We start from the raw sequence: 17,290 nt of genomic DNA, 5'->3' as shown, positions 1-17,290 counted from the left end.
CTCACTTCGCCCGCTTGGAGCGGGTCTGCCGGGACGGCTGCGGACGCCCGGCAGCACCGCTGTCACGGACCGGGCCGCGGGTCTGCGGCGCCGTACGGCCGCGGAAGGGCTGCGGGTCGGGCTGGTCCGCCTCCACCGGCAGCTCGCCGTTGTCCTCGACCTCCATGCCCTCGGCGAAGGACGGCACGTGCGCGTACGGGTCGACCTGCTTGGCCCGCTGGGCGGCTCGCCGCTCGGAGTCCACGACCTCCTGCTCGCGCGCCTTGAGCTGCACGAACAGCGGCGTGGCGATGAAGATCGAGGAGTACGCACCTGCCGCCATGCCGACGAAGAGCGCGAGCGCGAGGTCCTTCAGCGTGGAGGTCCCCAGCTGGACCGCGGAGACCCAGAGGATGGCCGCCACCGGGATCAGCGCGACGATCGAGGTGTTGATCGAGCGGACCAGGGTCTGGTTGACGGCCAGGTTGCAGGCGGCCGCGAACGAGCGCTTGGTGGCGCGCAGGTTCTTGGTGTTCTCCTTGATCTTGTCGAACACCACCACCGTGTCGTAGAGCGAGAAGCCCAGAATCGTCAGGAAGCCGGTGACGGTGGCGGGCGAGACCTCGAAGCCCACCAGCGCGTAGACGCCGACGGTGATGATGACGTCGTGCGCCAGCGCGACCAGTGCCGCGACCGACATCTTCCACTGCCGGGTGTAGACAGCGATGAAGATCGTCACCGCGATGAGGAACACGATCAGGCCCTGGATCGCCTTGGTGGCGACCTCCTTGCCCCAGCTCGCGCCGACGTGATCCTGGCTGATGTCGTCGGCCTTCGCCCCGGTGGTCGAGGTGATCGTCTTGAGGACGGTGTTGTTCTCCGAGGTCGAGACCGACTTGATCTGGATGATCAGGTTGTGCGCGCCCGAGGTGGTGACGGTCGGGTCGGCGGCTGCCTCGACACCGCTGTCGCCCACGGCGTTGCGGACCTTGTCGGCCAGCGACTGCGAGGCCGAGCCCGAGACGGTCACGGTGTACTGGGTGCCGCCGGTGAACTCCAGGCTCATGTTGAGCCCACGAACCGAGAGACCGACGATCGCCGCGACGATCACGACGGCCGAGATGGCGTACCAGGTCCACTTGCGGCCGACGAAGTCGATCGACCTCTTGCCGGTGTAGAGCTGATTGCCGAGACGGGTGAACTTGCTCATCAGGCGCGGCCTCCCACGGTGATGCGGTCGACGCCGAGAGCCTCGGCGTCGAGACCGGAGAGCCGGTGCCCGCGATTGAAGAACTTGAAGTGCGACAGCCACTTGATCATCGGGTGGGTGAAGAAGAAGAACACCACCAGGTCGATGATCGTGGACAGACCGAGCGCGAAGGCGAACCCGCGCACGTCACCGGCGCCGAAGATGTAGAGGATCAGCGCGGCGAGGATGGAGACGCCGTCCGCCGCCAGACAGGTCGATCGCGCGCGGAGCCAGCCCGCGTCGACGGCGACGCGCATCGACTTGCCGTCGCGCATCTCGTCACGGATGCGCTCGAAGTAGACGATGAAGGAGTCCGCGGTGATGCCGACCGCCACGATAAGACCGGCGATGCCCGGCAGATCGAGGGTGAAGCCGGCGCTCTTGCTGAGCAGCAGCACCATCGCGTACGTCGAGGCGCCCGCGATGATGAGCGACCCGATCACGACCACGCCGAGGCCCCGGTAGTAGATGAGGCAGTAGATCATCACCAGCAGGAGCCCGATGCCACCGGCCCACAGACCGGCGGAGAGCTGGTTGCCCGCCAGCGAGGGACCGACCGTCGTGTGCGAGATGCCGTTCTCCTTGTCGAAGGAGACCGGCAACGCGCCGAACTTCAGGTTGTTGGCCAGCGCCGAGGCCGAGTCCTGGGTGAAGGATCCGCTGATCTGGGCGCTGCCGCTGATCCGGCTCTCGGCGGTCGCCGCCGAGATGACCTGACCGTCCAGGACGATCGCGAACAGCTGGCTGGTGCCGGCGATCGCGCCGGTGGCGTCGGCGAACGCCTTGCGGCCGGCGCTGTGGAAGTCGAGCGTGACGACGTAGCTGACGCTGCCCTGCGGGATGCCCGAGCTGGCGTCGCTCACCTGCGTGCCCTCGATGATCGCCGGCGAGAGCAGGTACTTCACCCCGCTCGCGTCGCAGGTGATGAGCGGCTGGCTGGGGTTGTCCTCGACGGTCGGCGCACCGCTGGTGGGACAGGTGTAGGCATCGAACTTGGTGACCTGGTCGGCCGGCGGGTTGTTCATGAAGGCGACCGCGTCATCGACGCTCACGTCGTTCTTCTGGTCCGGCGTGCCGGAGGTCGACGGTGTCGCGGAGGCCGAGGGGCTCGCCGCGGCGCTCGGCGCGGCCGAGGCGGTCGCGGTGGGCGTCGCGGCGGCGGCTGCCTTCTGCTGCTTCTTCTTGGCCTTGGCCTTCTCGGCGGCCTTCGTGGTGGCCTTGTGGTCGAAGCCGAGGGCGGCGCGCGGGGCACCGGTGCTGCCGCCGGTGGCGCCCGTGCCGCCGGTGGCGCCCGTACCGCCGGCGGTGCCCGTGCCGGCAACACCGGAGGAGCTACCGCTGGTCGAGCTGGTGGCACACGTGCTCTGGCAGGCGACGAGGCGGAAGCGCAGCTGCGCGGTCTGGGAGACCTCGTTCACCAGGTCGTCGCGACTCTTGCCGGGGATCTCGACCACGATCTGGTTGCCACCCTGGGTGGTGACCTTCGCGGCCGTCACGCCGGAGCCGTTGACGCGCTGGTCGATGATGTTGCGGGCTTCCTTCATCGCATCGGAGCTGGGGTGCCCCTTCGCGATCATCATGATCCGGGTGCCGCCCTGGAGATCCAGGCCCAGCTCGGGCTTCCAACTGCCGCCCAGCGCCACGAGCCCGTAGGCGATGGCCAGGACCAGGAAGAACACCCCGAGGGTGCGGCCGGGCCGACTGGTCTTGCGTGCCATCACTCGTTCTCCTTCGGCTCGGCGGGACCGACCTCGGCGCTGGACTCGACCTCGGCGGTCGTCTCAGCCTCGGCAGTCGGATCGGTCTCCTCGGTCGGCTCGCCGAACTCCGCGGGCAGGACCCGACCGATCGCCGCACGGACGACCTTGATCGCCATGTCGTCGGCGACCTCGACCAGGACGTAGTCGTCGGTGATCTCCCGGACGACGCCGAAGATCCCCGAGGTCAGCATGACCTTGGTGTCGGGAACGAGCATCGCCTGCATCTGCTGGGCTTCACGCTGGCGCCTCTGCTGCGGCCGGATCATCAGGAACCACATGGCCACGATGACGATGAAGAAGATGGGTAGAAGCGCCACGACGGATACTCAGACTCCAGGAATTGGGGATTCAGGCAGGCCTGCGGCCAGCCGACGCGCAAGTGTAGCCGTGCCAACGCGACAGGACCGCAGTCCTGCGGGATCCGACTCACTCGTCGAGGAGTGTTTCCCAGCCGTTCGCGTTGCCCGGCGGTGCGGACAGCCCGAGATGCGCCCATGCGGCGGGCGTGGCGATGCGCCCGCGCGGCGTCCGGGCCAGGAAGCCGTTGCGCACCAGGAACGGCTCGGCGACCTCCTCGACGGTCTCGCGCTCCTCGCCGACGGCGACCGCGAGCGTGGAGATGCCGACCGGTCCCCCACCGAACCGGCGACACAGGGCGTCGAGCACACCGCGATCGAGGCGGTCCAGACCCAACGGGTCGACCTCGTAGAGGTCGAGCGCCTTGCGCGCGATATCGAGCGTGACGATGCCGTCGGCCCGGACCTGGGCGTAGTCGCGGACGCGCCGCAGGAGCCGGTTGGCGATGCGGGGCGTCCCCCGGGATCGGGAGGCGATCTCCGCCGAGCCTTCCGCGTTGACCTCGACGCCCAGCAGGCCCGCGGACCGTCGCACGATGAGGTCGAGCTCGTCGGGCTCGTAGAACTCCAGGTGCCCGGTGAAGCCGAACCGGTCCCGCAGCGGACCGGGCAGCAGTCCGGCGCGGGTGGTGGCGCCGACGAGGGTGAACGGTGGCAGCTCGAGCGGGATGGCCGTAGCGCCGGGGCCCTTGCCGATGACGACGTCCACCCGGAAGTCCTCCATCGCCAGGTAGAGCATCTCCTCGGCCGGGCGCGACATCCGGTGCACCTCGTCGACGAAGAGCACGTCGCCCTCGTTGAGGCCGCTGAGGATCGCGGCCAGGTCACCGGCGTGGGTGATCGCCGGCCCGCTCGTCAGCCGCAACGGCGAGCCCATCTCGGCGGCGATGATCATCGCCAGCGTGGTCTTGCCCAGCCCGGGAGGCCCGCTGAGCAGCACGTGGTCAGGTGCACGCCCACGCTGCTTGGCCGCCTCCAGGACCAGCCCGAGCTGTGCCCGCACCCGGCCCTGGCCGACGACCTCGTCGAGGTTGCGGGGGCGCAGCGCCGCCTCGATCGCGCGCTCGTCCCCCTCCGCCTCTGCCGCTGTCAGCCGCTGCAGGTGTGCTCCCTCGGCGGCCTCGAGCTCGTCCTCGTGGAACGGCATGCTCAGGCCTTCGACAGCGTGCGAAGCGCGGCCCGCAGCAGCGCGCCGACGTCAGGGGTGCCGTCGGCCTGGTCTGCCACCGCCTCGACCGCCTTCTCCGCATCCTTGACGGGGTAGCCCAGGCCCATCAGGCCCTGCGTGACCTGGTCGCGCCACGGCGCGACCCGCGCCGCGACAGCTGTGGCCGACGCGGCGCGCGTCGGCGCACCGATGCGGTCCTTGAGCTCCAGGATGATCCGCTGGGCGCCCTTCTGGCCGATCCCCGGCACGCGGGTCAGCGTCTTCACGTCGTCGCCGGCGATGGCCGACCGCAGACCGTCCGGCGAGAGTACGGCGAGCATGGCCTGGGCCAGCTTCGGCCCGACGCCCGACGCGGTCTGGAGCAGCTCGAACATCTGCTTCTCGTCCTCGTCGGCGAACCCGAAGAGGGTGAGGCTGTCCTCCCGGACCACCATGCTGGTCGGCAGCGTGGCCTCCGCGCCGGTGCGCAGGCCGGCCAGGGTGGCCGGCGTGCACATCAGCTCCAGGCCCACACCGCCCACCTCGAGGACGGCGCTGGCCAGGGTCACCGCGGCCACGGTGCCGCGCACGAATGCGATCACTTCGTTCCCATCGTCGTACGGATTGACCGGGGGGCGCGCGTCGAGCGCGACTGCGCGAGAGCGGCCTCGATGCGAGCCCGGTTGCGCTCGGCGACGCCGGACCCGCTCCCGTCGGCGGCATCGGCCCGCGCGACCGCCTGCTCGATCCGGCTCTGCGCGCCACCGCGCCAGATGTGGGTGATGGCCAGGGCGAGCGCGTCGGCGGCGTCCGCGGGCTTCGGCATCGCGGCGAGTCGCAGGATGCGGGTCACCATCGCGCCCACCTGCGCCTTGTCGGCGCGCCCGCTGCCCGAGACCGCCGCCTTCACCTCGGAAGGCGTGTGCAGCGCCACCGGGATCCCGCGCCGGGCCGCGCACACCATCGCCAGCCCGCTGGCCTGTGCCGTCCCCATGATCGTCGAGACGTCCGAACGCGCGAAGATCCGCTCGATGGCGACCGCGTCGGGACGGTGCTCCTCGATCCAGGCGTCGATGCCCTTCTCGATCGAGACCAGGCGCTCCCAGACCGGGAGCGTGGAGGTGGTGCGGATGACGTTGACGTCGACCAGGGACAGCTGCTTGCCGACGTCGCCGTCGACCACGCCCATGCCGCAGCGGGTCAGCCCCGGGTCGATCCCCAGCACGCGCATCAGCCCACCATCCCTTCGAACGTCTGTTCGCAGCCTAGCCGGAGACACCGACGGCCCCGCGTAGGACACGCGGGGCCGTCGGGGCGCTCGGACGGCGATGAGGCGAGGCGCTCACTCCTCGTCGAGCTGCTCGAGCACCTCGTCGGGGATGTCGGCGTTGGAGAAGACGTTCTGCACGTCATCGAGGTCGTCGATCGCGTCCACGAGCTTCATCACCTTGCCGGCGGTGGCGGCGTCGGCGACAGGGATCTCCAGGCTGGCCACGAACTCGACGTCGGCGGAGTCGTAGTCGAGCCCCGCCTCCTGCACGGCCCATCGGACCGCTACCAGGTCGGTGGCCTCGGAGACGACCTGCCAGGCCTCACCGAGGTCGTTGACGTCCTCGGCGCCGGCGTCGAGCGTGGCCTCGAGGACGCTGTCCTCGTCGACCTGCCTGCCCTCCTGGTCCTTGGCGAGGACGACGACGCCCTTGCGGTTGAACAGCCGGCTGACCGACCCGGGGTCGGCCATGGTGCCGCCGTTGCGGGTCACGGCGGTGCGGACCTCCATCGCGGCCCGGTTCTTGTTGTCGGTCAGGCACTCCACCAGCAGCGCGACGCCGCTGGGGCCATAGACCTCGTACATGATGGTGGTGTAGTCGACGCCGCCACCGTCGAGACCGCCACCGCGCTTGACCGCACGGTCGATGTTGTCGTTGGGGACCGACTGCTTCTTGGCCTTCTGGACCGCGTCATAGAGGGTCGGGTTGCCGGCCAGGTCGGGGCCACCGGCCTTCGCCGCGATCTCGATGTTCTTGATGAGCTTGGCGAAGAGCTTGCCGCGCTTCGCATCGATCGCAGCCTTCTTGTGCTTCGTCGTTGCCCATTTTGAGTGGCCAGACATAGTTCCTACTTCAGCGTTGTCACTTCAGGATGTTCGGTGCTGGGGGGTCGCCCGATCCTACCGACCGGCCACCATGTCCACGAACACACCGTGGACCCGGGCGTCGCCGCCGACCTCCGGGTGGAAGCTGGTCGCGAGGAGATGCTCCTGCCGGACAGCGACGGGATGGCCGGCCGCGCTGGCGAGGACCTCGACGCTGTCGCCCACCTGCTCGACCCACGGAGCGCGGATGAAGAAGGCGTGGACCGGCTCGGGAAGGCCTCGTACGTCGAGGTCCTCCTCGAACGAGTCGACCTGGCGGCCGAACGCGTTGCGCCGCACCGTGATGTCGAGGCCGCCGATCGTCTCCTGACCGGCAGTGCCGTCGACGATCCGGTCCGCGAGCAGGATCATCCCGGCGCAGGTGCCGAAGGTCGGCATGCCGGCCCCGATCCGCTCGCGCAGCGGCTCGAGCAGCTCGAAGATGCGCGCCAGCTTCGCGATCGTCGTCGACTCACCGCCCGGGATGACCAGGCCGTCGCACCGGTCGAGCTCGCTGCTGCGGCGTACGCCGAACGCCTCCACGCCGAGGCCGGTGAGGGTCGCGACGTGCTCGCGCACGTCGCCTTGCAGGGCGAGGACTCCGATCGCAGGCACGGGACGCAAGCCTAGTGTCAGCGCTCAGGTGTCGGCTCCGCAGGCCAGGCTGGTTCCGAGGACGCCGACGGTCAGGGCCCGGGTGTGCGGCGTCGGCGAGGTCCAGCTGGGGGCGCCCGGCAGGACGGTCGTGATGTCGACGTAGGTCGTCGAGGCGCCGAGCGAGGACAGGAAGCTCGATGTCACCTGCACGGACGCCGATGAGCCACTGGTCGTGACCGTGACGGCGGCGGCGCTGCCCCGTACCTTGGCCGTGTAGCTCATCGTGACCGGGGCCGTCTGCACCGTCCAGCCGATCGTCGCGGTGAATCCGGTGACGGCGTTCCCGGCGACGGCGCACGTGGTGGCGGGCACCTTGGGCACCGTCAGAGCGGTAGCGGTCGTCGTCACCGTCGCTGTGTCGGTCCACCACGCGAAGGCCCGCGGCGCCACGAGGCCGCAGATCAGCGCCACCGCCAGCGAGACCATGGCCGCCAGGCGCCTGCCGGCCCTCACGGCTGCCCCACCTGCTCCCCCACGAACCGGATGTTCACGCTCGACGTCTGGCCCTGCAGCGCGCTCGCGGCCGAGGTGGGCAAGGATGCCTGCACGCAGATAGTCGTCGAGGCGGGCGTCGGGCCGCCCGCGGGCCACACCGTGACGGAGCGGCCGGCAGAAGCGCTGGCATAGGCGATCGGTGATCCGGGCGAGACGGTCGGCATGGTCGAGGCGGAGGGGACCAGCTGCGTGCCACCACAGGTCGCGCTGGCACCCGATCCGGTCACCGCCCCCGCATCGGTCACCTTGATGACCAGCGCGGCTCCGAGCGCTCCGGAGGCCCAGCCCTCGGCGTAGTACGACAGCGGCAGGGTGCCGGCGTTGGTGACCTGATAGACCTGAGCGACCGACGCTCCCGGGTACAGGGCCGTGGTGTCGAGTCCGACCGTGGCCGAGCGACTCGCGGAGATGTCGATCGTGCCCAGGTCGATCGTCTGTGACGGCATGGTCTGCTGTGCGGTCCAGTAGGCCCACGCGGGCCGCGCTCCGAGCACGACGGCGACGGCCACCACGGCAAGGATGCGCCTGCGCTTGCTAGGTCGTCTCGGCATCGGAGTCCTCCTCCCGTCGCCGAGACAACGCGGCGATCCCCACGCCCCCACCGAGGCAGAACAGGCCCAGGCCGACGGCCCAGGCGATCTCGGGTGCCCCGGTGCTCGGCAGCAGTCCGCCCGGCCCGCTGCTCTTCGCGGCGTTGCCGGAACCACCGGTGCCGGCATCGCCGTGCGACGGCGAGCCGCCTCCGCCGACCGTCTGGGCGGAGGGGCCCGCGATCTGACTGAGCGTCACCCGGAAGTCGACGGAGGCCGAGTCATGCATGCTCGCATTCGTCGACGCCGGGTTGAAGACGGCCGTCACAGCCACGTCGCTGGTGGCACCCTCGCCCAGGGACGTGCCGCCGAGGGCTATCCATCCCGTGCCGGGGGCGAGCGTCACGGGTGCACCCGCATCCACTGTCGCGGTCACGGTGAGGTCGTCTGCCGAGAGGAGCGCGGAGGGCGGCATGGTGTAGTCGACGGCGAGCCGTGCCGCGTCCCCGCCCTGGTCACGGACATAGAAGTGCTGGGTGTCGCTGTCCCCTGGCACCCAGCGCTCGATCGGGCTGGTGCCGAAGAGGCTGCCGGTCAGCGCGGCGGACCAGGTCCTCCCATCCCAGCTGAGGCCGAGCCGGTCCGGATCGGCGGCAGCAGGTGCCGCGGCACCCATCAGGACGGAGCACAGCGCCAGCACCGGGGTGGCAGGGCCGCGACCGAGCGTTCTCATCCGCCGCTCCCTCGCACCGGAGTGCGGCGCCCGCCCACCCTGCGCTCGACAGCGGACCGGCGTCGCAGGCGGTCGCGGCCGGCGCCGGCGAACATCACCAGGGCATAGCCACCCAGGGCCGCGACGGCCGCGTCGAGGAGCCACTGATGCTCGCGAGCGTCCAGGAGCACGTTGAGGCGGCCCACGACGGGGACCCAGTACCACCGCCGACCGCGGACCTGCACGGGCATGACCCACTTCTCGTCGGGGACGTCGTTGGCGTCCCCCTGGGTCCGGAACAGCCTGGAGCCGTCCTTGGCGACGCTCAGCGCCACGATCCGGTGGGTCACCACCGTCGGATCACCGGAGGTGAGCTGGTAGGTGATCACGTCGCCGACGGCGAGCGTGGCCGGGTCGACCGGCCTGGCGACCACCAGCGTGCCCGGCGGCATCCCCGGTGTCATGGAACCGGTGAGGATCGTGTACGGCGTCGCCCCGCCCAGCCGCGGGATCACCACGGCGACGGCGAGGACCGCCGCCGCGAACAGGATGACCGTCCAGGCGACGACCTGACCGATCCACCTCGCTCCGGCTCGCGACAGTCTCACGCGTGCACCTGCTGAAGACTGACGGTCGCGCCGCCGACGGTCAACGACGTGCCCTGGAGCGTGGAGACGGGGTCCGGGACGGTCAGCACGATGGTGGCCACCAGACTGGCGTTGTCGTCGAGCTCGGTGACGCTCGTCGCGGCGGCCCCGTTGACCGTGTACGTCGCGCTCGCTGCGACACCGGCAGTGGTGGCGGCGGAGGAGGAGATCGTCGCTTGGGTCAGCGCGATCGTGGCACGCAGGTGCTCGCCGGTCGCGCTGAGCCTGTAGGTGCAGGTCTGGGTCAGCCTATCGTGCGGCTCGACGTACTGCGTGCCGTTCGCGTTGGTCGTCGAGGCCGGATAGGACGTGCCCTGCCACGCGGCCGGGCCGCCGGTCTGGGTGAACCTCCAGCCGCCGCACCCCGGGTTCGCCACCAGGCGGAGGGCCCCGGACGCCGTCGACGCCGTCGGCAGGGTGGCGCTCGCCTTCCACAAGGCGAGGGATCCCTGTCCTCCCACGAGCAGCACCACCGTCACCGTCGCGAGCGCCGCGCCGCTGACGGCACGGAGCAGGGGACGACGAGCCGTCGCGCGGTGGCGCGGCGTGTGACGGGAGGACATGACGATCCGGGGCGGTGTCGAGCCTCGCTCAGCTGTGGGCCTGGGTGGCGGTCAGGGCGATGGCGTCGAGCGTCTTCTGGTTCGCGATCGTGGAGTTGTCGCTACTGCTCGGCAGCGTCACGCTGATCGTCACGCTCAGCTGGTGGCCGTTGTTCGCCTCGGTGAAGACCCCGCCACTGATCGGTGTCACCGCATCGGTGATCGAGCTGACGCTCACGGTGAACGGCGTGATGTCGCTCGGCGTGCTGGCGACGATGGTGCCGCGCATGTGCTCGCCGGTGGCGGTCAGCGTCGTCGTACAGGTCTCGCTCACCACATCGCCGGGCACCAGCAGCGAGCCGTTGCCGGTGCCGCCGGGCGTGAACGTCGCCCCCGCCGTGGCCTCCTTGGTGTCGTAGGTCCAGCTGCCACAGCTCGGCGTGGTCAGGGCCAGCGAGCCGGCCGTGATCGTGCCGCCGGCGACGCTGCCCGACGCGGTCCAGTACGCCAGCGACCCCGCTCCGCCCAGCAGCAGCACAGCGGCTCCACCGGCGGCGAGTGCGCCCTTGGTCGACTTCCTCATGGTGTCCCCCTCGTGATCAGGAGACTCGATGAAGTGGTCGGGTCGTGCGGTCGAGCGCCGCCTCACCGAGTCAGGTATCGAAGGAACGAGCGACCTGGGGAGACGTGACGCGATTCATCCCGCGTGAGTCACATTTTACTCTCGGGAAGGTGTGAAGCACCGTCGGACCGGTATCACCAGCCGCGTTCGGCGAGCCGGTGCGGCTGCGGGATCTCCTCGACGTTGATGCCGACCATCGCCTCACCCAGACCGCGCGAGACCTTCGCGATCACGTCCGGGTCGTCGAAGAAGGTGGTCGCCTTGACGATCGCCTCCGCGCGCTGCGCCGGGTTGCCGGACTTGAAGATGCCCGAGCCGACGAACACGCCCTCGGCACCGAGCTGCATCATCATCGCGGCGTCCGCAGGCGTCGCGATGCCACCCGCGGTGAACAGCACCACCGGCAGCTTGCCGGTCGAGGCGATCTCGGCCACCAGGTCGTACGGCGCCTGCAGCTCCTTGGCCGCGACGTACAGCTCGTCCTTGGGCAGCGACCCGAGACGACGGATCTCCTTGCGCAGGGTGCGCATGTGCGTCACCGCGTTGGAGACGTCACCGGTGCCGGCCTCACCCTTGGAACGGATCATCGCCGCGCCCTCGGTGATCCGGCGCAGCGCCTCACCCAGGTTCGTCGCACCGCAGACGAAGGGGACGGTGAACTCCCACTTGTCGATGTGGTTGGCGTAGTCGGCCGGGGTCAGCACCTCGGACTCGTCGATGTAGTCCACGCACAGGGACTGCAGCACCTGCGCCTCGGCGAAGTGGCCGATGCGGGCCTTGGCCATCACCGGGATCGAGACGGCCTCGATGATGCCGTCGATCATGTCCGGGTCCGACATCCGGGAGACACCGCCCTGGGCGCGGATGTCGGCCGGAACACGCTCCAGCGCCATCACCGCGACCGCACCGGCGTCCTCGGCGATCTTCGCCTGGTCGGGGGTGACCACGTCCATGATCACACCCCCCTTGAGCATCTCCGCCATGCCGCGCTTGACGGGGGTGGTGCCAGTGGTGCCAGTGCCAGGAGTGCCTTCAGCCATGGCGGCCATCCTAGGGCGTTTTGCCCACAGCGCCGCTTCGGGGTCAGGGCTGACCGTCGGCCTCCGCGAGCGCCTGCTGACGCACGACCCAGATCCGCTGGCCCACGGTGATGGTGGAGGCGAAGGCGAGCGCCCACAGCGTGATGTAGGTCAGCCACGGCAGGCCCAGCAGGCCGTTGAAGCCGGTCATCACCAGGATCGAGACCAACCGGTCCGAGCGCTCGGCGATCCCCACCTTCGCCTGGTAGCCCAGGGTCTCCGCGCGCGAGCGGGCGTACGAGGTCACCGAGCCCATCACCAGGCAGATCAGCGAGAGCCACAGGTAGAGCCGGCTGTCACCGGGACCGGCGTAGTAGAGCGCGAGGCCGCCGAAGATCGCACCGTCCCCGACCCGGTCCAAGGTGGAGTCCAAGAAGGCACCGAACTTGCTCGTCGTGCCGGCCGTGCGCGACATGTAGCCGTCGATCAGGTCGCTGAAGACGAAGCAGGTGATGAACAGGACGCCGATGAGCAGGTGTCCCGTGGGGAAGAACGCCAGCGCTCCGACGACGACGCCGAGCGTGCCGACGAGGGTGACCGCGTCGGCGCTGATCCCGAGGCGGATGAACAGGTGGGCGATGGGCGCGAGGAGCTTGGTCCAGAAGGCGCGGAATCGTTCGAGCATGGCGGCAGCAGGCTACCGGCCGCACGCCGCGATCAGGATGCTGCCACGCACTGCGGGTCGTCCAACACCGGCTCGAAGGCCAGCTCCGCGGCTCCGAGCAGCGAGGAGTCCTGACCCAGCATCGCCGGGCGTACGGCGACGGCGGCCCGCGGCGCGAGCAGCGCGCGCCGACCCAGGATCTCCTCGATCACCGGCGCGGCGGTCTCCCACAGCTGCGCCAGGCTGCCGCCGAGGACGATCACCTCGGGGTTGAAGACGTTGATCAGGGAGCGCAGCCCGATGCCGGTCCACTCGGCGACCTCCTGGATCGCCCGCCGGGCGCGGTCCTCGCCCTCGTCGGCCGCGGCGATCACCTCGGCCACTGCCTCCGGTCCCCCTCCGGCCTCACGACCGGCCAGGGCGAGCAGTCGGTTCTCGCCGACCTTGAGCTCCCAGCAGCCGATCCCACCGCACCGGCACTCGGGTCCGCTGGCGTCGACCTGGAGGTGGCCCACCTCGCCGGCGTACCCGGTGGCACCCTCGAGGAGGCGACCGTCCACGAGGAAGCCACCGCCGATGCCGACGCTCGCCGAGAGGTAGATGACGTGCTGCCGCTGCAGCGCGGCGCCTCGCAGGTGCTCGGCCAGGACGCCCAGGTTGGCGTCGTTGCCGGCCCGCACCGGCCGGCCCAGCCGATGCGAGAGCATCTGGGTGAACGGCTCGCCGTGCCACCCGAGGTTCGGCGCGAACTGCACCATGCCGTCCTCGAGCCGGACCGCGCCCGGGATCGACGCGGCGATGCCCAGGAAGCGCCGCGGCGGGGTGGCGGCGACCATGTCCTCGACCATCGCGGCGACCCGCTCCACGACGTGGCGCACGTCGTGCTCGCCGCGCGCGTGGGCCCGTACCCGCCGGTCCAGGACGGTGCCGCCCAGGCCGACCAGGGCGACCTGGACGCGCTCGACGCCGAGGTCGATGGCGACGACCGCGTTCTCCGATCGCGGCACGACCAGGTGCGAGGGCCGACCGCTGCGGGCGCCGCCGGAGGCGGCACCCGCAGCGGTGCGCTCGGCCACCAGGCCGAGGTCGATCAAGGCGGCGGTGAGGCCACCGATGGTGCTGCGATTGAGTCCGAGCAGGCGGGTGAGCTCCGCCCGGGTCATCGGCCCCCGGGTGTGCACCGCACGCAGCAGTGCCCGGAGGTTCGTCCGCCGCAGCTCCTCCGTGCCCGAGAGAGTCGCTGCCGCGACCATGGGCGGGTCAGACCCGCCCGGATGCGCTGGCGCGTCGGCGGCTGACCGCGTCCACGCTCGCAGCGATGAGCAGCACGCCGCCGGTCACGATCCACACGGTGCCCTGGGTCTTGTTGAGCAGGCCCATGCCGTTGTCGATGATGGCGACCACCGTGCCACCGATCAGGGCGTCGATGATGCGGCCCTTGCCACCGAAGAGGCTGGTACCACCGATGACGGCGGCGCCGACCGCGTACAGCAGGGTGGTGTTACCACCGGTCTGCGGGCCGACCGAGTTGGTGCGCGAGGCCAGCATGATGCCGGCGATGGCCGCGATCACCGAGGAGACGACGAAGCAGCTCAGCTTGATCCGGGCGACGTTGATGCCGGCACGACGTGCGGCCTCGGCGTTGCCGCCGACGGCGTAGACGTGGCGACCCCACGTGGTGCGGCTCAGCGCGAAGGTCAGGATCAGCAGCAGGCCGATCATGATCACCAGCGCGATCGGCAGACCCTTGATCGACTTGATCTGCGGGTGCGGGCCACGCTCGCGGGAGAGGTAGAAGGTCACCGCGAGCACGATGACGGTCAGCACGATCGCCTTGAGCGCCCACTGCAGGGTGGACTGCGCGGTCAGGCCGTTGCGGCGGCGACGCTGGTTGGTCAGGAAGGACCCGCCGACGTAGACCACCACGATCGCGATCGCGAGGATCCAGCCCAGCCACACCGGCAGGTTGCCGTTGTTGAGCTTGATGATGAAGTCGTTCTGCAGCGGGATGGTGCCGCCGGCACCGGTCATCTTCAGCAGCACGCCCTGCCAGGCGAGGAAGGTGGCCAGGGTGACGACGAACGACGGGATGCCCAGTCGCGAGACCAGGACACCGATGAACAGACCGATCACCAGGCCGGTGACCAGCGCGGCGAGGATGGAGGGGACCAGCGGCCAGCCGTGCCGGGTCATGGCCAGGCCGAGCGAGCCGGCGCAGACACCGCCGGTGTAGCCGGCACTCAGGTCGATCTCACCGAGCAGCAGCACGAAGACCAGGCCCATCGCCAGCACCGTGACACCGGCCGACTGGCCGATCAGGTTGCCGATGTTGAAGGCCTTGGGGAACGTGTCGGGCCGCAGCAGGGTGAAGACGACCACCAGCGCGATGAGGCCCAGGATCGCCGGCAGCGAGCCGACGTCGCCGCCACGGAGGCGGGTGATGTAGCCGGAGACGATGCCACCGATGGTGGTGGGCGCCTCGTCCTCGGGGTGCCAGTTCTCCGTGGGAGGGGTGGTCGTGGTGGTGCTCATGCTGCGCCCCCGTTCTTGACCGGGAGCTGCCCGGTGGTGATGGCCTGGACGATCTGCTCGCGGTTGTAGTCCTTGGTCTCGACCTGTCCGACCATCTGGCCGAGGTAGAGGATGGCGATGTCGTCGGCGACCTCGAACACGTCGTTCAGGTTGTGGCTGATCAGCACCACGCCCAGACCGCGGTCGGCGAGGCGGCGGACCAGCTTGAGGACCTGCTCGGTCTGGGCGACGCCCAGTGCGGCGGTCGGCTCGTCGAGGATGACGACCTTGGAGTTCCACAGCACCGACCGGGCGATCGCGACCGTCTGGCGCTGACCGCCGGACAGGGACGCCACCGGCGTGCGGACAGACTTCAACGTGCGCACCGAGAGGCCGTCGAGGGTCTCCCGGGCACGCTGCTCCATGGTGTCCTCGTCGATGAGGCCACCCTTGGTGAGCTCGCGGCCGAGGAACATGTTGTGCACCACGTCGAGGTTGTCGCACAGCGCGAGGTCCTGGTACACGACCTCGATGCCGAGGTTGTTGGAGTCCTTGGGGCCGTGCACCTTCACCGGCGCACCCTCGAAGAGGTAGTCGCCTTCGTCGAAGGGGTGGATGCCGGCGATGCCCTTGATCAGGGTGCTCTTACCGGCACCGTTGTCGCCGACCAGCGCGGTGACGCGGCCGGGACGGACGTCGAGGTCGACGCCACGCAGCACGTGTACGGCGCCGAAGCTCTTCTGGATGCCGCGCAGTGACAGCAGCGGCTGAGTGGTCGGCCCGGTGGGGCCGGTGCGCTCGGGCGTTTCGACGCTCACGAGATCTCCTTGCTTGGGGTGCGCTGAGGTACCTGGAACGTTCCACACACCCCGGGCGATTCCTTGCGGAGCGCCCGGGGTGCGACGTGGAACGTCCCTGACCGCCGAGCCGGCACGATAGGGGTGTGCCGGCCCGACGGACGCGGGGGTGTTACTTGACGCCGAACTTGGTGCAGAGCTTGGCGACGTTGCCGGTGCAGATCTGCGAGGCGTCGGCCTGGCCGTCGGCGACGACCTGCTTGACGGTGTCCTGGGTGATCCAGACCGGGGTGGCCAGGACCGAGGGCACGGCCTTGTTCAGCTTGGTGTCCTGAACGGTGCCGGTCGCCAGGGCGGCGGCAGCGCTCTTGTCGCCCTTGATCAGGTCGATCGCGAGCTTGGAGGCGGCGTCGGCCTCGAGCGAGGTGTTCTTGTACACCGTGCCGGCCTGGTAGCCGCGCAGGATGTTCTGCAGACCCTCGGTGGAGGCGTCCTGACCGGTGGTCGGGACCTTGCCCGCGACACCGTCGGCCTTCAGACGAGCGATCACACCGCCGGACATGGTGTCGTTGGCGACGACCACACCGTCGATGTTGCCCTTGTTCTGGGTGTAGAGCTGGTCGAAGACCTGGCCCGCCTTGGTGGCGTCCCAGTTACCCGACTGCTGACCGAGGACCTTGTACTGCGGGTTGGCCTTCAGCACGCCGTCGTAGCCCTGCTTGAACAGCGCAGCGTTGTTGTCGGTGGTGGCACCGTCGATGGTGACGACGTTGCCGCTCTTCTTGCCCTCCTTGCCCAGGGCGTCGACCAGGCCCTGGCCCATCAGCTTGCCGACCTCGACGTTGTCGAAGGAGACGTAGTACGACGCGCCGCCGCCGAGGGTGAGGCGGTCGTAGTCGATCGTCGCGACACCGGCGTCGGCGGCCTTCTTGAGGCAGGCCGCGCCGGAGTCCGAGTCGAGGTTGGTGATCATGAGGACGGTGACGCCCTCACCGATCATGCTGTCGCACAGCTGGCCGAACTTGGCCGTGTCGCCCTGCGCGTTCTGGATGTCCGACTTCAGACCAGCAGCGTCGAACGCCTTCTGCAGGTTCGGACGGTCCTGGCTCTCCCACCGCGGGGAGGTGGTGGCGTCGGGCAGGATCACGCCGACGTCCGCCTTGCCCGAGCCGCCGCCGGCGGCCGAGCTGGAGTTGCCGCCGGACGAGCCGGCGCTGTTGTTGTCATCACTGCTGCCACAGGCGGCCAGCGCACCGAACGCCAGCACCCCCGTCGCGACGAGCGCACCCATGCGGGCAGCCTTGCTCGTGTTCATCCCTCGACCTCCGTTGCTCGAGAACAATGACGTGACTACCGTCACTTTGATTGTTGCCGTCGGCAACATACTCATCGCGCAGGTGGTTGACAAGCGAACTTGAGCGCTCGTGGGACAAGCGTGACCTAGCCGTGATCTAAGCGCGGCCGCAGCA

20 protein-coding genes are annotated in these 17,290 nt (G+C 69.9%); all 20 read right to left on the bottom strand.

Annotation, left to right across the window (positions count from 1 at the left end):
• Window position 1 precedes the first annotated feature (1 nt).
• The 20 genes from secF to P5P86_RS10505 all read right to left on the bottom strand — a co-directional run bounded on the left by secF (window position 2) and on the right by P5P86_RS10505 (window position 17,112).
• The gene (secF, locus tag P5P86_RS10600) at window positions 2-1,189 is read right to left on the bottom strand and encodes a protein translocase subunit SecF (RefSeq protein WP_280607402.1); all 1,188 of its coding nucleotides are present in this window, start codon (window positions 1,187-1,189) and stop codon (window positions 2-4) included.
• A complete protein-coding gene (gene secD / locus P5P86_RS10595; protein ID WP_280607401.1) occupies window positions 1,189-2,946 on the bottom strand; it encodes a protein translocase subunit SecD in 1,758 nt (585 codons plus the stop codon). Before secD ends, secF begins: the two co-directional genes overlap by 1 nt.
• Entirely contained in the window at window positions 2,946-3,305 is a 360-nt protein-coding gene (yajC, locus tag P5P86_RS10590; protein ID WP_280607400.1) for a preprotein translocase subunit YajC, read from the bottom strand. The genes secD and yajC overlap by 1 nt, the downstream gene beginning before the upstream one ends.
• 109 nt (window positions 3,306-3,414) lie before the next feature.
• Window positions 3,415-4,491 carry a Holliday junction branch migration DNA helicase RuvB gene (gene ruvB, locus P5P86_RS10585; RefSeq protein ID WP_280607399.1) on the bottom strand — a complete coding sequence of 359 codons (1,077 nt, stop codon included), beginning with the start codon at window positions 4,489-4,491 and terminating at the stop codon, window positions 3,415-3,417.
• A gap of 2 nt (window positions 4,492-4,493) precedes the next feature.
• Entirely contained in the window at window positions 4,494-5,093 is a 600-nt protein-coding gene (gene ruvA, locus P5P86_RS10580; protein WP_280607398.1) for a Holliday junction branch migration protein RuvA, read from the bottom strand.
• Window positions 5,090-5,722 carry a crossover junction endodeoxyribonuclease RuvC gene (gene ruvC / locus P5P86_RS10575; protein ID WP_280607397.1) on the bottom strand — a complete coding sequence of 211 codons (633 nt, stop codon included), beginning with the start codon at window positions 5,720-5,722 and terminating at the stop codon, window positions 5,090-5,092. The genes ruvA and ruvC overlap by 4 nt, the downstream gene beginning before the upstream one ends.
• Before the next feature lie 111 nt (window positions 5,723-5,833).
• Window positions 5,834-6,604 (bottom strand): YebC/PmpR family DNA-binding transcriptional regulator, encoded by a 771-nt coding sequence (locus tag P5P86_RS10570; RefSeq protein ID WP_280607396.1) that lies wholly within the window; start codon window positions 6,602-6,604, stop codon window positions 5,834-5,836.
• A gap of 57 nt (window positions 6,605-6,661) precedes the next feature.
• Entirely contained in the window at window positions 6,662-7,240 is a 579-nt protein-coding gene (gene pdxT / locus P5P86_RS10565) for a pyridoxal 5'-phosphate synthase glutaminase subunit PdxT (RefSeq protein ID WP_446724905.1), read from the bottom strand.
• Window positions 7,241-7,264: 24 nt separating this feature from the next.
• On the bottom strand, window positions 7,265-7,735 hold the full coding sequence (locus tag P5P86_RS10560; RefSeq protein ID WP_280607394.1) for a hypothetical protein: 471 nt from the start codon (window positions 7,733-7,735) through the stop codon (window positions 7,265-7,267).
• On the bottom strand, window positions 7,732-8,328 hold the full coding sequence (locus P5P86_RS10555) for a hypothetical protein (RefSeq protein ID WP_280607393.1): 597 nt from the start codon (window positions 8,326-8,328) through the stop codon (window positions 7,732-7,734). The genes P5P86_RS10560 and P5P86_RS10555 overlap by 4 nt, the downstream gene beginning before the upstream one ends.
• The gene (locus P5P86_RS10550) at window positions 8,312-9,040 is read right to left on the bottom strand and encodes a hypothetical protein (RefSeq protein ID WP_280607392.1); all 729 of its coding nucleotides are present in this window, start codon (window positions 9,038-9,040) and stop codon (window positions 8,312-8,314) included. Before P5P86_RS10550 ends, P5P86_RS10555 begins: the two co-directional genes overlap by 17 nt.
• A complete protein-coding gene (locus P5P86_RS10545; protein ID WP_280607391.1) occupies window positions 9,037-9,627 on the bottom strand; it encodes a signal peptidase I in 591 nt (196 codons plus the stop codon). The genes P5P86_RS10550 and P5P86_RS10545 overlap by 4 nt, the downstream gene beginning before the upstream one ends.
• Window positions 9,624-10,229, bottom strand: a complete 606-nt coding sequence (locus tag P5P86_RS10540) for an alternate-type signal peptide domain-containing protein (protein WP_280607390.1) — start codon at window positions 10,227-10,229, stop codon at window positions 9,624-9,626. The genes P5P86_RS10545 and P5P86_RS10540 overlap by 4 nt, the downstream gene beginning before the upstream one ends.
• Window positions 10,230-10,257: 28 nt before the next feature.
• Complete coding sequence (locus tag P5P86_RS10535) at window positions 10,258-10,791, bottom strand: alternate-type signal peptide domain-containing protein (protein WP_280607389.1); 534 nt, start codon at window positions 10,789-10,791, stop codon at window positions 10,258-10,260.
• A gap of 173 nt (window positions 10,792-10,964) precedes the next feature.
• Window positions 10,965-11,870 (bottom strand): pyridoxal 5'-phosphate synthase lyase subunit PdxS, encoded by a 906-nt coding sequence (pdxS, locus tag P5P86_RS10530; protein WP_280607388.1) that lies wholly within the window; start codon window positions 11,868-11,870, stop codon window positions 10,965-10,967.
• A gap of 43 nt (window positions 11,871-11,913) precedes the next feature.
• Entirely contained in the window at window positions 11,914-12,534 is a 621-nt protein-coding gene (gene pgsA, locus P5P86_RS10525) for a phosphatidylinositol phosphate synthase (protein ID WP_280607387.1), read from the bottom strand.
• Window positions 12,535-12,566: 32 nt separating this feature from the next.
• Window positions 12,567-13,766: an ROK family protein gene (locus P5P86_RS10520; RefSeq protein ID WP_280607386.1), complete on the bottom strand. Its 1,200-nt coding sequence runs from the start codon at window positions 13,764-13,766 to the stop codon at window positions 12,567-12,569.
• 7 nt (window positions 13,767-13,773) lie between these two features.
• Complete coding sequence (locus P5P86_RS10515; RefSeq protein ID WP_280607385.1) at window positions 13,774-15,045, bottom strand: sugar ABC transporter permease; 1,272 nt, start codon at window positions 15,043-15,045, stop codon at window positions 13,774-13,776.
• Window positions 15,042-15,842: an ATP-binding cassette domain-containing protein gene (locus P5P86_RS10510; RefSeq protein WP_280607384.1), complete on the bottom strand. Its 801-nt coding sequence runs from the start codon at window positions 15,840-15,842 to the stop codon at window positions 15,042-15,044. Before P5P86_RS10510 ends, P5P86_RS10515 begins: the two co-directional genes overlap by 4 nt.
• Before the next feature lie 151 nt (window positions 15,843-15,993).
• Window positions 15,994-17,112, bottom strand: coding sequence for a sugar ABC transporter substrate-binding protein (locus P5P86_RS10505; RefSeq protein WP_280607383.1), 1,119 nt, complete (start codon window positions 17,110-17,112; stop codon window positions 15,994-15,996).
• Between the last annotated feature and the right edge of the window lie 178 nt (window positions 17,113-17,290).

This window comes from Nocardioides sp. BP30, from assembly GCF_029873215.1.
In the GTDB taxonomy this organism is placed as follows: domain Bacteria; phylum Actinomycetota; class Actinomycetes; order Propionibacteriales; family Nocardioidaceae; genus Nocardioides.
The sequence above is the reverse complement of the archived record's forward strand: the minus strand, read 5'-3'. Positions and strand labels throughout refer to the sequence as shown.

What these genes read in the sequence shown, in the direction of transcription:
- secF (WP_280607402.1), bottom strand. Translation starts at nt 1,189, where the DNA reads ATGAGCAAGTTCACCCGTCTCGGCAATCAGCTCTACACCGGCAAGAGG.
- secD (WP_280607401.1), bottom strand. Translation starts at nt 2,946, where the DNA reads ATGGCACGCAAGACCAGTCGGCCCGGCCGCACCCTCGGGGTGTTCTTC.
- ruvB (WP_280607399.1), bottom strand. Translation starts at nt 4,491, where the DNA reads ATGCCGTTCCACGAGGACGAGCTCGAGGCCGCCGAGGGAGCACACCTG.
- ruvC (WP_280607397.1), bottom strand. Translation starts at nt 5,722, where the DNA reads ATGCGCGTGCTGGGGATCGACCCGGGGCTGACCCGCTGCGGCATGGGC.
- P5P86_RS10570 (WP_280607396.1), bottom strand. Translation starts at nt 6,604, where the DNA reads ATGTCTGGCCACTCAAAATGGGCAACGACGAAGCACAAGAAGGCTGCG.
- P5P86_RS10555 (WP_280607393.1), bottom strand. Translation starts at nt 8,328, where the DNA reads ATGCCGAGACGACCTAGCAAGCGCAGGCGCATCCTTGCCGTGGTGGCC.
- P5P86_RS10550 (WP_280607392.1), bottom strand. Translation starts at nt 9,040, where the DNA reads ATGAGAACGCTCGGTCGCGGCCCTGCCACCCCGGTGCTGGCGCTGTGC.
- P5P86_RS10540 (WP_280607390.1), bottom strand. Translation starts at nt 10,229, where the DNA reads ATGTCCTCCCGTCACACGCCGCGCCACCGCGCGACGGCTCGTCGTCCC.
- P5P86_RS10535 (WP_280607389.1), bottom strand. Translation starts at nt 10,791, where the DNA reads ATGAGGAAGTCGACCAAGGGCGCACTCGCCGCCGGTGGAGCCGCTGTG.
- pdxS (WP_280607388.1), bottom strand. Translation starts at nt 11,870, where the DNA reads ATGGCTGAAGGCACTCCTGGCACTGGCACCACTGGCACCACCCCCGTC.
- pgsA (WP_280607387.1), bottom strand. Translation starts at nt 12,534, where the DNA reads ATGCTCGAACGATTCCGCGCCTTCTGGACCAAGCTCCTCGCGCCCATC.
- P5P86_RS10520 (WP_280607386.1), bottom strand. Translation starts at nt 13,766, where the DNA reads ATGGTCGCGGCAGCGACTCTCTCGGGCACGGAGGAGCTGCGGCGGACG.
- P5P86_RS10515 (WP_280607385.1), bottom strand. Translation starts at nt 15,045, where the DNA reads ATGAGCACCACCACGACCACCCCTCCCACGGAGAACTGGCACCCCGAG.
- P5P86_RS10505 (WP_280607383.1), bottom strand. Translation starts at nt 17,112, where the DNA reads ATGGGTGCGCTCGTCGCGACGGGGGTGCTGGCGTTCGGTGCGCTGGCC.